The 13788-nt window shown below is 70.3% G+C and carries 13 protein-coding genes; 12 read left to right on the top strand and 1 reads right to left on the bottom strand.

All coding sequences use genetic code 11. The features are described from left to right. Positions 1–41: 41 nt before the first annotated feature. The 8 genes from AC1VNX_RS09720 to AC1VNX_RS09685 all read left to right on the top strand — a co-directional run bounded on the left by AC1VNX_RS09720 (position 42) and on the right by AC1VNX_RS09685 (position 8137). Entirely contained in the window at positions 42–1082 is a 1041-nt protein-coding gene (locus AC1VNX_RS09720; protein WP_483156513.1) for an ABC transporter substrate-binding protein, read from the top strand. Then, the gene (locus AC1VNX_RS09715; protein WP_483156512.1) at positions 1079–1606 is read left to right on the top strand and encodes a nucleoside deaminase; all 528 of its coding nucleotides are present in this window, start codon (positions 1079–1081) and stop codon (positions 1604–1606) included. The genes AC1VNX_RS09720 and AC1VNX_RS09715 overlap by 4 nt, the downstream gene beginning before the upstream one ends. A gap of 125 nt (positions 1607–1731) precedes the next feature. After that, complete coding sequence (locus AC1VNX_RS09710) at positions 1732–2562, top strand: urease accessory protein UreD (RefSeq protein ID WP_483156511.1); 831 nt, start codon at positions 1732–1734, stop codon at positions 2560–2562. A gap of 117 nt (positions 2563–2679) precedes the next feature. Next, positions 2680–3582, top strand: a complete 903-nt coding sequence (locus AC1VNX_RS09705; RefSeq protein ID WP_483156510.1) for an iron-containing redox enzyme family protein — start codon at positions 2680–2682, stop codon at positions 3580–3582. Next, positions 3579–4526, top strand: a complete 948-nt coding sequence (locus AC1VNX_RS09700) for a methyltransferase (RefSeq protein ID WP_483156509.1) — start codon at positions 3579–3581, stop codon at positions 4524–4526. Before AC1VNX_RS09705 ends, AC1VNX_RS09700 begins: the two co-directional genes overlap by 4 nt. Further along, a complete protein-coding gene (locus AC1VNX_RS09695; protein ID WP_483156508.1) occupies positions 4526–5623 on the top strand; it encodes a hypothetical protein in 1098 nt (365 codons plus the stop codon). The genes AC1VNX_RS09700 and AC1VNX_RS09695 overlap by 1 nt, the downstream gene beginning before the upstream one ends. A gap of 14 nt (positions 5624–5637) precedes the next feature. Beyond that, positions 5638–6456: a GNAT family N-acetyltransferase gene (locus AC1VNX_RS09690; protein ID WP_483156507.1), complete on the top strand. Its 819-nt coding sequence runs from the start codon at positions 5638–5640 to the stop codon at positions 6454–6456. A 136-nt stretch (positions 6457–6592) separates the two neighbouring features. Continuing rightward, positions 6593–8137 carry a diguanylate cyclase domain-containing protein gene (locus AC1VNX_RS09685; protein ID WP_483156506.1) on the top strand — a complete coding sequence of 515 codons (1545 nt, stop codon included), beginning with the start codon at positions 6593–6595 and terminating at the stop codon, positions 8135–8137. 5 nt (positions 8138–8142) lie between these two features. On the opposite strand, the gene AC1VNX_RS09680 is transcribed toward AC1VNX_RS09685, so the two are convergent. Beyond that, positions 8143–9021 carry a LysR substrate-binding domain-containing protein gene (locus tag AC1VNX_RS09680; protein ID WP_483156505.1) on the bottom strand — a complete coding sequence of 293 codons (879 nt, stop codon included), beginning with the start codon at positions 9019–9021 and terminating at the stop codon, positions 8143–8145. Positions 9022–9127: 106 nt separating this feature from the next. Between AC1VNX_RS09680 and AC1VNX_RS09675 the strand changes: the two genes are divergently transcribed. The 4 genes from AC1VNX_RS09675 to metC all read left to right on the top strand — a co-directional run bounded on the left by AC1VNX_RS09675 (position 9128) and on the right by metC (position 13719). Then, complete coding sequence (locus tag AC1VNX_RS09675; RefSeq protein WP_483156504.1) at positions 9128–9718, top strand: cysteine dioxygenase family protein; 591 nt, start codon at positions 9128–9130, stop codon at positions 9716–9718. Positions 9719–9803: 85 nt separating this feature from the next. After that, the gene (locus AC1VNX_RS09670) at positions 9804–11387 is read left to right on the top strand and encodes a rhodanese-like domain-containing protein (RefSeq protein WP_483156503.1); all 1584 of its coding nucleotides are present in this window, start codon (positions 9804–9806) and stop codon (positions 11385–11387) included. Between the two features lie 61 nt (positions 11388–11448). Further along, a complete protein-coding gene (locus tag AC1VNX_RS09665) occupies positions 11449–12459 on the top strand; it encodes a Bug family tripartite tricarboxylate transporter substrate binding protein (RefSeq protein WP_483156502.1) in 1011 nt (336 codons plus the stop codon). A 54-nt stretch (positions 12460–12513) separates the two neighbouring features. Continuing rightward, the gene (gene metC, locus AC1VNX_RS09660; protein WP_483156501.1) at positions 12514–13719 is read left to right on the top strand and encodes a cystathionine beta-lyase; all 1206 of its coding nucleotides are present in this window, start codon (positions 12514–12516) and stop codon (positions 13717–13719) included. Positions 13720–13788: the final 69 nt, after the last annotated feature.

Below are 13788 nucleotides of genomic sequence, written 5' to 3'. Positions count from 1 at the left end.
GGGGCGAACGGATTCAAGAAACGAAGCTTCCGAGGCCCCACATGCAACGTCGATCCTTCATCGCGGCCACTACCGCAACCATCGCAGCCATCGCCGCCCCCGCCGTGCTCGCGCAAGGCGGCAAGCTCACCCCGCTCAAGTTCACGCTCGACTTCCGCATCAACGGGCAGACCGCGCCCTTCTTCCTCGCGCTGGCCAAGGGCTACTACAAGGACGAAGGACTGGACGTGAGCATCGACACCGGCGCCGGCTCGGTTGCCTCCATCACGCGCATCGCCAGCGGCGTCTACCAACTGGGGCTGGGCGACATCAGCTCGCTGGTCGAATTCAACGCGCAGAACCCCGGCACGCCGGTGGTGCAGGCCGTCTACCAGTACTACAACCGCGCACCGTTCGCGATCATCGGCCGCAAGGACCGCGGCGTGACCGGCGACTTCAAGAGCCTCGCGGGCAAGAAGGTCGCGGCCGCGGCCGTCGAATCGACACGCCGCGCATGGCCCATGGTGGCGCGCAAGCAGGGCATGCGCGCCGACGCCTTCCAGTGGCAGACCACCGACTTCAGCGCGCGCGACAACGTGATGGTGCGCGGCGACGTCGATGCCGCCACCTACTTCCACGACTCGGCCGTCTCGCTCTTCGCGCGCATGAAGCCCGAGGAACTGTCGGTGCTCAAGTACGCCGACGCGGGCGTGAACCTGTACGGCAACGCCATCCTCGCGAGCAGCAACCTCATCGCGCAGAACCCTAAGGTGGTGGCCGCCTTCCTGCGGGCGAGCAACCGCGCCATCGTCGAAACCTTCGCCAACCCGGCGCCGAGCATCGCGGCCATGCGGCAGCGCGAGCCGATCCTGGATGAGAAAATCGAGCTCGAGCGCTGGGGCATCACCGCGCAGTACGTAGGCGCGGCCGATACGCAGGGCCATGGCCTCGGCGACATCAGGAAGCTCACGCTGGAGCAGCAGGTCGACGAGGTGGCCGATGTCTTCGGCCTCAAGGCCAAGCCCGCGTCCGACGCCATCTTCAACACTTCGATGCTTCCATCGCGCAGCGAACGCACCCTTCCAAAGCTCTCCAAGGCATGAACGATCTCAGCGAAAACAACAGCCCCCTCTATCCGCCGGAGACCCCGCTCGACGAGCGCGACGGCCGCTACCTGCGCAAGGCCATCGTGTGGTCGCACGCGGCGCGGCGCAGGGGCAACCGGCCCTTCGGCTGCGTCATCGTGTCGGCCGCCGGAGAAGTGCTCTCCGAGGCCGGCAACAGCAACACCGAGACCGGCGACTGCACCGCCCACGCCGAGGTCAACGCGCTGCGCGCGCTGGCCGGGCGCGGGCTCTCGCGCGAGGAACTCGCCAGTGCCACGCTCTACGCCTCGGGCGAGCCCTGCGTGATGTGCGCGGGCGCGATCTTCTGGTCGAACATCGGCCGCGTGGTGTTCGGCATCGACGCTGAACGGCTGCGCGTGTTCCGTGGCGAGCGGCAGGACCAGCGCGATGCGGAGCTGTCGTGCCGCGACGTGTTCCGCGCCTCGCCGCATCCCATCGAGTGCATCGGCCCCGCTCTCATTGATGAAGCCAGCGCCGCCCACGACGGCGCCTGGAAGTAGGGCTCGCCCCCCAGGCTTCGCGCACTTCGTGTCGCTTCGCCAACCCCCTACCGGGGGCAACACCGGCGGCCCGGCAAAGCCGGTTCCGCGGTGTTCCACGAAAACACCCGGACTAGACTCTGCGAATGCCCTGGCACGCCCGTCTACATCTCTCCTACCAGCAGGAATCCGCCCGCACCGTCGCCCGCTTCCGCCATGACGGCCCGCTGCGAATCCTGCAGAGCCTTTATCCCGAGGGCGATGCCGTCTGCCACAACGTGCTGGTGCATCCGCCCGGCGGGCTGGTGGGCGGCGACACGCTCGACATCGACGTCGAAGGTGCCGATGGCAGCCACGGGCTCATCACCACGCCCGGCGCCTCGCGCTTCTACCGCAGCGAGGGCGAGCTGGCGCTGCAGCGCACCCGCATCCGGCTCGCGGCCGGCGCGCGGCTCGAATGGCTGCCGCTCGAAGCCATCTGCTACAGCGGCTGCCAGGCCGAGAACCGGCTGAGCATCGAGGCCGAGCCCGGCGCCGAGCTGATCGGCTGGGACGTGACCGCGCTGGGCCTGCCCAATGCCGGCCAGCCCTTCGAGCGAGGCTCTTTCCTGCAGCACATCGAAGTGCCCGGCACCTGGCTGGAGCGCGGGCGCATCGACGCGGCCGACCAGCGGCTTCTGCAGAGCCCCATCGGCCTCGGCGGCCACCGCTGCATGGCATCGCTCTTCTTCGTGGCGGGCTCGGCGGTGGCGCGTGCCCGGCGCGATGCCCTGCTCGCGCATGCGCGCACGCTGCTCGAGGCAAGCCCCCTGGCCGAGAGCGCCGGCGCCACCAGCCCGCATGCCGAGGTGGTGGTGCTTCGCGTGCTGGCCCCCGTGGTCGAGCCCGCGATGCAGCTGCTGCGGCAGGTCTGGCAGGCCTGGCGTGGCGAGCTGTGGCAGCTGCCTGCGGCCACGCCGCGCATCTGGTCGACCTGAAGCAGTTTCTCCACGCGCCCCGGGCATCGGGGCCGAATCTGTAGGCGCCGTCTGACGGACAGCCGCCGCGCAAAGGCGCACTCTGCCCCTTTGCCCAGCGGATGACGAGGATCGGCCATGTCCACTGACGACACTCCGGACGCCAGCGCAGACACCAGCACGCAGTTGCACCGCCGGCTGGCGCGGTTCAACGCCGTGCGGCTGAGGCCCGGCATCCCTTCGCCGTGGTGGAAGGACGATCTCGCCGACGAGCACGCCTGCCGGCTGCTGGAAGGCGAGCATCTCGAAGCGCTGCGCGCCACCGTGCAGACGGCGGCATCGGCTTCCATCGGCAACGCGGCCCACTTCGTCGCCTGGTTCGAGTCGCTGGAGCAGATCGGGCCGGGCCAGCACCATGCGCTCTTCGACTGGCTGGCCAGCGAAGCCACGCTGCCGCAGATGCGCTGGTTCCTCACGCAGGAAGCCGCGGGCGAAGCGGGCTTCGAGGACCTGCTGGCCTGCACCCAGGTCAAGCTGCCGCCGCAGCCCAAGCTGGAATGCGCGCGCAATTTCTGGGACGAGATGGGGCACGGCAAGCAGAGCGCCATGCACGGCCAGATGCTGGAGCAGATGGTGCGCGAGCTCGACCTGCATCCTGCCGTCGACACCACCGTGTGGGAATCGCTCGCGCTCGCCAACACCATGGTCGCGCTGGCGACCACGCGGCGCTATGCCTACCACTCGATAGGTGCGCTCGGCGTCATCGAGCTCACGGCCCCCGGGCGCGTGAAGCAGGTGGCGGCCGGCATGCGCCGCCTGGGACTGAGCGGCCGCGCGCGCGCCTACTTCGACCTGCATGCGGCGCTCGACATATCGCACTCGCGCGCGTGGCTGCGCGAAGTGATCCGGCCGCTGGTCGAGGCCGACCCGGCCTGCGGGCAGTTCATAGCCGAAGGCGCGCTGATGCGGCTGGCCTGCGGAGAGCGCTGCTTCGAACGCTACACCGCCGAACTGCGCGAGGCCGAGGAGCTGGCCGCATGATGAACGCGGCCGATGTGCTGCGGCGGGTGGCTGGCGCGGGCTATCGCTTCACCACCGTCACGCCGCTCACCCACCAGCGCGTGCTCGCCCGGCGCGGGCGCGAGCCGGGCACCACGCTGCGCGACATCTTCGGCTGGAACCTGTCGTTCGAGCCCCGCGCGGTGCCGCCGGAACTGCTGGCCGCCATGGAGCATGCCGGCATCGTGCGCCGCACCGGATCGCTGCTGCGCAGCACGGTGCGCATCTCCAGCCTGGAGGACGACCTGTTCCTTCACTCGGCCTACCCCACGGTCGAGGAGAACGCCGTGTTCTTCGGCCCCGACACCAGCCGCTTCGCACGCTTCATCCGGCATGCGCTGGACCGGCATCAGGAGCGACACAAGCCGATGCGCGTGCTCGACGTGGGCTGCGGCAGCGGCGCGGGCGGCATCGCGGTGGCGCGCGCTCTGGCCGCCACGGGCACGCCCGCGACGGTCGTGATGAACGACATCAACCCGCTCGCGCTGCAGTACACGGCCGTCAACGCGGAGGTCGCCGGCGTCGCAGTCACACTCGCGCAGGGCGATGCGCTGTCGGCCGTCGAGGGCGATTTCGACCTCATCGTGTCGAACCCGCCCTACCTCGACGACGCCGCCCAGCGGGCCTACCGCCACGGCGGCGCCCGGCTCGGGCGGGCGCTGAGCGCACGAATCGCGGCCGAGTCGCTGAAGCGGCTGGCACCGGGCGGGCAGCTGCTGCTCTACACGGGCGTGGCGATGGTCGACGGCGAAGATCCCTTCCTCGCCGAGATACAGCCGCTGCTGGCGGCGCCCGCCTTCGAATGGTCGTACGCCGAGATCGACCCCGACGTGTTCGGCGAGGAGCTGGAGCGGCCGGTGTACGCGCACATCGACCGCATCGCCGCCGTGGGCCTCGTCGCCACGCGCAGGCCGGAGGCCGGGTGATGGCCGCGGAACTGGAGTTCGGCGGCGCCGACACCTCGCGGCTGGCCGTGGTGCGCGAATGCAGCGTGCTGGAACGCATGCCCAAGTGGCTCATCTGCGTGCCGCTGGTGGTGCAGTGGCTGTGGCTCTCGCTGCGCCACGGCGGCGCCACCGTGCCCTGCGCGGCGAATCCGCACATCACTTCGGGCGGCATGGCGGGCGAAGGCAAGCTCGAATACTTCCGGGGCATGGGGCCGCTGGCGCGCTCGGTCACGGCCGACTACTGCGCGGTGTTCAACGACGGCACGGCGACCGAGGAATCGCTGCGGCAAACCATCGCTGCGGCGGGCCTCGACTTCCCGCTGGTCGCCAAACCCGACCTCGGCCTGTGCGGCTACGGCGTGCGCCTGCTGCCCGACATGGCGGCGCTGCGGGCCTACCTGGCTGTCTTTCCCCGGGACGAGACAGTCGTGCTGCAACGCTATCTGCCGCAGGAAGGCGAGGCCGGCATCTTCTACGCACGCGATCCGGTCAGCGGCGAAGGCCGCATCGTCGGGCTTGCGCTGCGCTATTTCCCGCGCGTGACGGGCGACGGCCGCAGCACGGTGGCCCAGCTCGTGGCGGCGGACGTGCGGGCGTGCCGCATCGCGCGCTCGCCGCGCCATGAATGCAGTGTGCCCCCCGACAGCGTGCCGGCGGCCGGCCAGCAGGTGCGGCTGGCCACCATCGGCTCCACCCGCGTCGGAGGGCTCTACCGCGACGCAGCGGCGCTCGTCACCGCCGAACTGGTGCGCGCGGTCGACGCCGTCGCGCGCGACATGCCCGACTTCCGCTTCGGGCGCTTCGACGTGCGCTACGAGAGCCTGCGCGAGCTCGCCGCCGGGCGCGGCTTCACGATCATGGAAGTCAACGGCGCGGGCTCCGAGGCCATCGAGGCCTGGGACCCGGACATCGGCGTAATCCAGGGCTTCCGCATGGTCTTCGCCAAGCAGCGGCTGCTGTTCGCCATCGGCGCGGCGCAGCGCAGGGCCGGCGTGCGGCCCATCGGCCTGCTCGCGCTCGCACGGCTCAACCGGCGGCAGAACCGCCTGGTCGGCCGCTATCCACCCTCCAACTGAGTGGCCACACGCACATGGACATCGCCTCTTCGCAAGCCCTGCCCCATCGTCCGTTCACCTCTTGCAGCGCCACGCCCGCGCTGGAAACCCGCTGGGCCGATTGCGAGGAAGACCTGCGCGACGCCCAGCGCCTGCGCTTTCGCGTGTTCGCGCTGGAGATGGGCGCGCACCTCACGCCGCCCGAAGGCACCCCGCCCGGCCTGGATGCCGACCGCTTCGACAGCTACTGCGACCACCTGCTGGTGCGCGCGGTCGACCCGGTGAACGGCCCCGGCCCGCTGATCGGCACCTACCGCGTGCTCACGCCGGAAGCGGCGCGCAGGGCCGGCGGCTTCTACACCGATACCGAGTTCGACCTCTCCCCGCTGGCCCCGCTGCGCGGCAACGCGCTGGAGCTGGGCCGCTCCTGCGTGGACGCCGACTGGCGCTCGGGCAGCGTCATCATGGCGCTGTGGGCCGCGCTGGGACAGTACATGGTCGACCATGCGCTCGACACCATGATCGGCTGCGCCAGCATCGGCCTGGACGACCAGGGCGCGACGGCCGCGCGGCTGTGGCACCGTCTTTGCCGCACCCACCTGGTGGAAGAGCGCTGGCGCGTGGAGCCGCGCATCGCACTGCCGCTGGACGCCGAACCCGACACCGATGCCGACAGCGACACACCGCCGCCAGCCGCCCCGCCGCTCATCAAGGGCTATCTGCGCTGCGGCGCGCGCCTGCTCGGCCCACCCGCGCTCGATGCCGCATTCAACACGGCCGACCTGCCGCTGATGCTGCGGGTGGACGACGTGGCGCCACGCTACCGGCAGCATTTCTTCGGAGTCGCGGGCTGAAGCCGGGCGGCGGACGGGGCCCGAAGAAGGGCCGTGGGAAGGCATCGGATAAAGTCCCGCACCTACCGCCTCCAGACCCGACGCCAGAGTGAATCTCCGAAAATCCGCAAACAGCCTGGTTTTCCGTCTGCTCGTCATGGGTCTGGTGATGGCGGTCGTAGGCACCGCCGCCAGCTACATCCAGCTCACCCGCTTCCTGCGCGAGGACCTCACGAAGTCGGTGGCGACGCAACAGACGGCTTTGGCTGCCTACGTGGCCCGCGACGTCGATAACTACCTGGGCGAGCGGCTGTCGTTCCTGGAGCGGCTGGCGGGCGCCGTGCCGCCCGAACTCCTGGCGCAGCCCCGGCAGCTGCGGGCGTGGCTCGCCGAGCGCAGCACGCTGAGCGCCCTCGTCCCGCTCGGCCTGACGGTCGCCGACACCGGCGGCAAGCGGCTCGACGATGCCGGACAGCTGGTCACGGACAGTCCGGAATTCACCGCCGCGCTCGCCGGGCAGCGCGCGGTGGGCCGCCCTCACGCCACGCCCTCGGGGCACTCGGCGCTGCCCATGGCCGTGCCCATGCGCAACGGCGCCGGCGAGGTGGTCGCGGTGCTGCTGGGCACCGCCGACCTCACGGCCGACGGCCTGCTCGACCATCTGCAGGACGGACGGGTGGGCCAGTCCGGCGGCATCCTGGTGATCTCACCGCGCGACCGGCTCTTCGTTGCCTCCACGGATGTGGCGATGTCCCTCACGCCGACGCCGCGCGACGGCGTGAACCCGCTGCACGACCGCGCCATGGCGGGCTTTCGCGGCAGCGGAACCACGCGCAACGCCAAGGGCATCGACGAAATCTCGGCCATCGCATCGGTGCCGACGAGCGGCTGGTTCGTGGTGGCGCGGCTGCCCGTCGCGGAGGCGCTGGCGCCGGTGGGGCGGATGCAGTCCTTCATCCTGCAGCAGCGCGGGCCGGCGGTGTCGGCGGTGCTCATCGCGCTCGGCCTGGTCATGGCCTGGCTGCTGCGGCCGCTGTTTCGCGCCGCCGACCAGGCCGACCGCATGACCCGCGGCGAACTCCCGCTCGCCCCGCTGAAGGTGGTGCGCGACGACGAGATCGGCCATCTCACGCAGGCCTTCAACCGGCTGCTGGCCAAGCTGCTCGACAACCAGGAGGCGCTGGAGCGCCTCGCCCACCACGACACGCTCACCGGCCTGCCCAACCGCAAGCTGCTGGACGACCGGCTGCAGCAGGCGCTGGCCCACGCCGGGCGGCACGGGCACCTGGTGGCGGTGCTGTATCTGGACCTCGACGGCTTCAAGAGCCTCAACGACACCCTCGGCCACGAGGCCGGCGACAAGGCCCTGCAGGAAATCGCGCGCCGGCTGCAGGAGCTGGTGCGGCAGACGGACACGGTGGCCCGCATCGGCGGCGACGAGTTCGTGCTGCTCGCCACCGGCCTCAAGGAACCCGCCGAACAAGGCGCGCTGGCGCTCGCGCAGCGATGCATCGACGCCATCACCGAGCCCTTGCCGCTGGAGCAGGCCGGCATGGCGATCGGCGTGTCGGTCGGCATTGCCCTGGGCAACGGAAGCGAAGCGCCGCGCGACCTGCTCGCCGCGGCGGACAAGGCCATGTACCGGGCCAAGCAGGGCGGGCGCGGCAGCTATGCGATGACGGGGCCGGCTTCCGCGAGCTGAGCGAGCTACGCCGGCATGTCCGTGCGCGGCAGCCGCAGGTGCTTCTTCAGCGTCTCGAACACCTGCCGCGTGACCGGGTTCACCACGTGGCTGCGCACGTAGAGGTAGTAGGCAAGGTCGGGCAGCCTCGGCATGCCGTCGCCGGCGCCGAGCACGCGCAGGCCGGCGTCCAGCTGCTCCACGCCGCGCGCCGTCACACCCAGCCCGGCGCGCAGCGCGGCCTTGATGCCGATCAGGCTCGACGAGGTGTAGCGCGGCGTCCAGGCCACGCCCGCGGTGTCGAGCGCCTCGTGGCCGATGCGGCGGAAGATGCTGGGCCCGTCGGCCATGATGAGCGGCACCGGCTTGGCCGGGTCGTGCACGTAGCTCGCGGCGCACAGCCACACGGTGGGCGAGTTGCGCAGCACCACGCCTTCGAACTGCGACTGCGCGTCGGCGCGGTTGGAGATGATCATGTCGACCTCGCCGCTCTTGAGCGATGTCATCAGGTAGGGGCTGCGGCCGATGTGGATGTCGAGCTGCAGCAGCGGCGAGGTGCGCGCCACCTCGGCCAGCAGCAGCGGCAGCATGGTCTCGGCCACGTCGTGCGGCGCGCCGATGCGCAGGTTGCCTTCGAGCTGCCCCTGCCGCAGGCTGCGCAGCGCCTCGTCGTTCAGCGCCAGCATGTGGTGCGCGTAGGTGAGCAGCCTCTCGCCGTGCTCCGTCAGCCGCTTCTGCCGCCCCTGCTTGGCGAAGAGCGGGTGGCCGATCTGTTCCTCCAGCCGCTGCATCTGCTGCGTGATCGCCGACTGCGTGCGCCCCAGGTGCACGGCCGCCGCCGCGAAGCTGTGATGGCTGACGACGGCCGCGAAAGAGCGCAGCAGTTCGAGATCGAGCGTGGGCATACATTAATTTTATTGATGTGTTTCCTGCTCTGCTTGGATTGTTGCGTCACGCCCCCGTCACTACAGTGAATGCACACCAAACAGGCAACCCCACTGGAGAAACTGCATGAGCACCCCTTCCGAGCAACGCCGCCAAGCCGTCGAGGCGTCCATCGCCGACATGAAGAAGACCATAGGCGGCGCTGAACCCACCCGGGAAAAACTCGACGTGGTGCTCGATTCGCTGCAGGGCCTGGCCGCGCACACCGAATACTGGGGCGCCGCCGACTTCCCGCCGCCCGAAGCCGGCGAGCACCAGGCCCGCTACCTGATCGCCGAAGACCCGGACCAGAGCTACGCGCTGTACCTGAACGTCATGCGCCCTGGCAAGAAGATCGTTCCGCACAACCACACCACCTGGGCCTGCATCGCGGCGGTGGAAGGCACCGAGCACAACCGCGTGTACGAGCGCACCGACGACGGCAGCGTGCCGGGCGTGGGCAAGCTCAAGCAGACCGAGCTGGTCGTCGTGGCGCCGGGCAAGGGCATCGCGCTGATGCCCGAGGACATCCACTCGGTGGAAATCCAGGGCGAACAGGTCATCCGCCACCTTCACATGTACGGCCGCGCCCTCGAAACACTGAACAGCCGCACCGCCTACGACCTGGCGGCCGGCACGTACCAGACCATGGGCATCGGCGTACAGACGCGCCGCTAGCCCTCTCCTTTCCACCCCTCCCCGTTTTTCATGCGGGCCGCCCCGGCGGCATCGCAGGACCTCACTCGTCCCGACACCTGCCTCCATGACCACCACCATCGACCCGAAGACCCTCAAATCCTGGCTGCACGACGGCGGCGAGATCGCGCTGCTCGACGTGCGCGAGCACGGCCAGTACGGCGAGGCCCATCTGTTCTACGGCATTCCCCTGCCCTTCAGCCGGCTGGAGATCGACGCGCCGCGCCTCGTGCCGCGACGCGGCGCGCGCACGGTGGTGTACGACGAGGGCGACGGCGGCAAGGTCGCCGAACGCGCGGCCGCTCGGCTCGCCGCGCTGGGCTACACCGACGTGCACGTGCTGCGGGGCGGCGCCCGCGCATGGAAGGCCGCGGGCTACGTGCTCTTCGCGGGCGTCAACCTGCCTTCGAAGACCTTCGGCGAGCTGGCCGAGGAGGTCTATCACACGCCCCGCGTCAGCGCCGACCAGCTGGCCGACATGCTGGCGCGCAAGGACAAGGTGGTGGTGCTCGACGGCCGCCCCACCGGCGAGTTCCGCAAGATGAACATTCCCGGCGCCACCTGCTGCCCCAACGGCGAGCTGGCCTACCGCGTGCGCCGCCTGGTGCCCGACACCACCACGCCCATCGTCATCAACTGCGCGGGCCGCACACGCAGCATCATCGGCGCGCAGACGCTCATCAACCTCGGGCTGCCCAACCCGGTGTATGCGCTGGAGAACGGCACACAGGGCTGGTATCTCAACGACCACAAGCTGGAGCACGGCGGCATGCAGCGCTATGCCGACGACAGCGGCAACACCGACCTGCGCCCCGCCGCCAAGGCGCTGGCCGCGCGCTTCGACGTGCCGAGCGTCAACGCGCAGACCGTGCGCCAGTGGGCCGACGACGCGAGCCGCAGCCTCTTCCTGTGCGACGTGCGCACGCCGGAAGAATTCGCCGCCGGCAGCCTGCCCGGCGCGCAGCACACGCCCGGCGGCCAGCTGATGCAGGCCGGCGACCAGTATTTCGGCGTGCGCGGTGCGCGGCTGGTGCTGTTCGACAGCGATGGCGTGCGCGCGCCCACCATCGCAAGCTGGCTGCGGCAGATGGGGCACGACGCGTGCGTGCTCGAGGGCGGGCTGGCGAGCGGGCTTTCGCTCGCGCCGGTCGCAGCACCTGTCGTACCTGCGCTCGGCACCATCGATGCGCAAGCGCTCGCCGCGCGCATCGAGCGCAACGACGTGGCGGTGATCGACCTGCGCGGCAGCATGCAGTTTCGCGCCGGCCACATCGCTCAGGCACGATGGTCGATCCGCCCGCGCCTGGCCGCCGACCTGAAGGGCGAGACACGCCAGATCGTGCTGGTGGCGGACGACGCCGCGCTCGCCGCATGGAACGCCGCCTCCGAACTCGCGGGCGCCTCGCCCGCTGCGCTGCTGCTCTCAGGCGGCATGGCCGCATGGAGCGCCGCGGGCCTGCCCGTGGAAGCCACGCCCGCGCTGCCCGCCGATGCGGACTGCATCGACTACCTGTTCTTCGTGCACGACCGGCACGACGGCAACAAGGAGGCTGCGCGCCGCTACCTCGCATGGGAGACCGGCCTCGTCGCGCAGCTCGACGCGCAGGAGCGCGCCGCCTTCCGCCTGCCGGCTGCGGCGTCTCACGCCTGAGCCGCCGCCAGCCCCCGCTTTCCGTTCGTCCTTGTCAGTTCCCAGCCCCAGGAGTTCCGCCATGTCGTTCGCCAGCCGCATCCCGCACGTCGCCCGTCTTGCCGTCACCGCCACATGGCTCGCGGCGCTCGCACTGCAGCCAGCCACCGCCGAGCCGCTCGCGCCGCGCAACGGCTTCCCGTCGCAGACGGTGAAGTTCATCTCGCCCTTCCCGCCGGGTGGGGGCAACGACGCGACCGCGCGCCTGGTCACCACCAAGCTGCCGGACATCATGGGACAGCCCGCGCTGGTCGACAACCGCGGCGGCGCGGGCGGCAACATCGGCGCCAAGGCCGTGGCCGACGCCAAGCCCGACGGCTACACCGTGCTCACCTCGCAGGTGTCGATCATGGCCGTGAACCCCTCGCTGTACGCCTCGCCGGGCTTCGACCCGATCAAGAACTTCGTGCCCATCACGCAGATCAACGCCGCGCCGCTCGCGCTGGTGGTGGAAGCGAATTCGCCCATCAAGAGCTTCGCCGACCTCGCCGCCAAGGCCAAGGCCAACCCCGGCAAGGTGACCTACGCGACACCGGGCAACGGCACGCTCTCGCACCTCGTCGGCGTGGTGCTCGCCAAGGACAACGGCGTGGAAATGACGCACGTGCCCTACAAGGGCGCCGGCCCGGCGCTGACCGACCTGATCGGCGGCCAGGTCGACGTGATGGTCACCTCCACCGCTTCGGTGGCCGGCTTCGTGCAGAACGGCAAGCTGCGCGTGCTGGCCGTGACCAGTCCGCGCCGCATCGGCGTGTTCGCCAAGGTGCCGACGCTGGAAGAGCTGGGCTACTCCGGCGCGCGCTTCGAGGACTGGTACGGCTTCTTCGCACCGGCCGGCACTCCGCCCGAACGCGTGGCCTTCCTGAACGAAGCCATCGTGCGCACCCTGCGCCTGCCCGAAGTGACCAAGCTCGTCACCGACGGCGGCAGCGAAGTGGTGGCCAGCACGCCCGAGGCCTTCGCGGCACAGCTGAAGCAGGACATCGAGCGCTGGTCGCGCATCGTCAAGCTTTCGGGTGCGCGCGCCGACTGATTGAAGCAACATAGCGGCCCCGGCTCCCTCGCCTCCCCTCTCCAGCAGAACACGATGCCCGACTCGCACCACGCTTCCTCCGGCCTGACGCTGGACACCCGGCTCACACGCACCGGCAAGGCCCCGTCCCATGCCGGAGGCGTGCCCGTCAACACGCCGCTGGTGCGCGCCAGCACCGTGCTCTTCGACAGCGTGGGCGCGATGCGCGACGCACGCATGCGCCGCGACGAGGAGCGCGTCTTCAGCTACGGCGCGCGCGGCACGCCCACCACCTTCGCGCTCGAAGACGCGGTGAGCGAGCTCGAGGGCGCCTGGCGCACGCGGCTCTTCCCGACCGGCCTCGCGGCCATCGGCATGGTGCTGCTGTCGTACCTGAAGCCGGGCGACCACGTGCTGATGTCCGACAGCGTGTACGAGCCCACGCGCAACCTCGTTCATTCGTTCCTGGAACCGTACGGCATCCGCAGCTCTTTCTTCGCGGCGGACGGCAGCGGCATCGAGGAACTGTTCGAGCCGAACACGCGGCTGGTGTACGCCGAATGCCCCGGCTCGCTGGTCTACGAGATGTGCGACCTGCCGAAGCTCGCCGCGCTGGCTCACTCGCGCGGCGCACTGCTCGCGGCCGACAACACCTGGGGCTCCGGCGTACAGTACCGCCCGCTCGCGCTGGGCGCCGACATCTCGACCATGGCCGCGACCAAGTACCTCTCGGGCCACTCCGACGTGATGATGGGCACCGTCGCCACCACAGAGGCTGCATGGCGCCCGCTGAACGAGCGCTGCGACGCCTTCGGCATGACCGTGAGCCCCGACGACGCATGGCTGGTGCTGCGCGGCATGCGCACGCTCTCGGCGCGGCTGCAGATGCACGAGCGGCACGCGCTCGAAGTCGCCCACTGGCTGGAAAAGCGCCCCGAAGTCGCGACCGTGTTCTGCCCCGCGCTGCCGCAGCATCCGGGGCACGAGATCTGGAAGCGCGACTGCAGCGGTACGAACGGGCTGCTTTCCATCGAGCTGCAGCCCGGCATCGCGAACCCGGCGGTCGAGCGTTTTGTCGATGCGCTCAGGCTGTTCGGGCGCGGCTCCTCATGGGGCGGCTATGAAAGCCTGGTGGCCTGGACCAACATGCGCGCCGCACGCAGCGTGACGGACTGGAGCGGGCGCGGGGCCGTGGTGCGGCTGCACATCGGGCTGGAGGCGCCGCAGGATCTGACGGCCGATCTGGCGCACGGGTTCGAAGCGATGAATGCGGCGGCCTGAAGCCAGCAGACTCGAGTCCAGACGCGATTGCCTCCAGAAACGAGCGACTCCATCCCGAAATTCGAACGA

The organism is Variovorax sp. TLI9-5A, from assembly GCF_056867935.1.
Note: the sequence above shows the minus strand (reverse complement) of the source record. Positions and strands in the feature narration are given on the sequence as shown.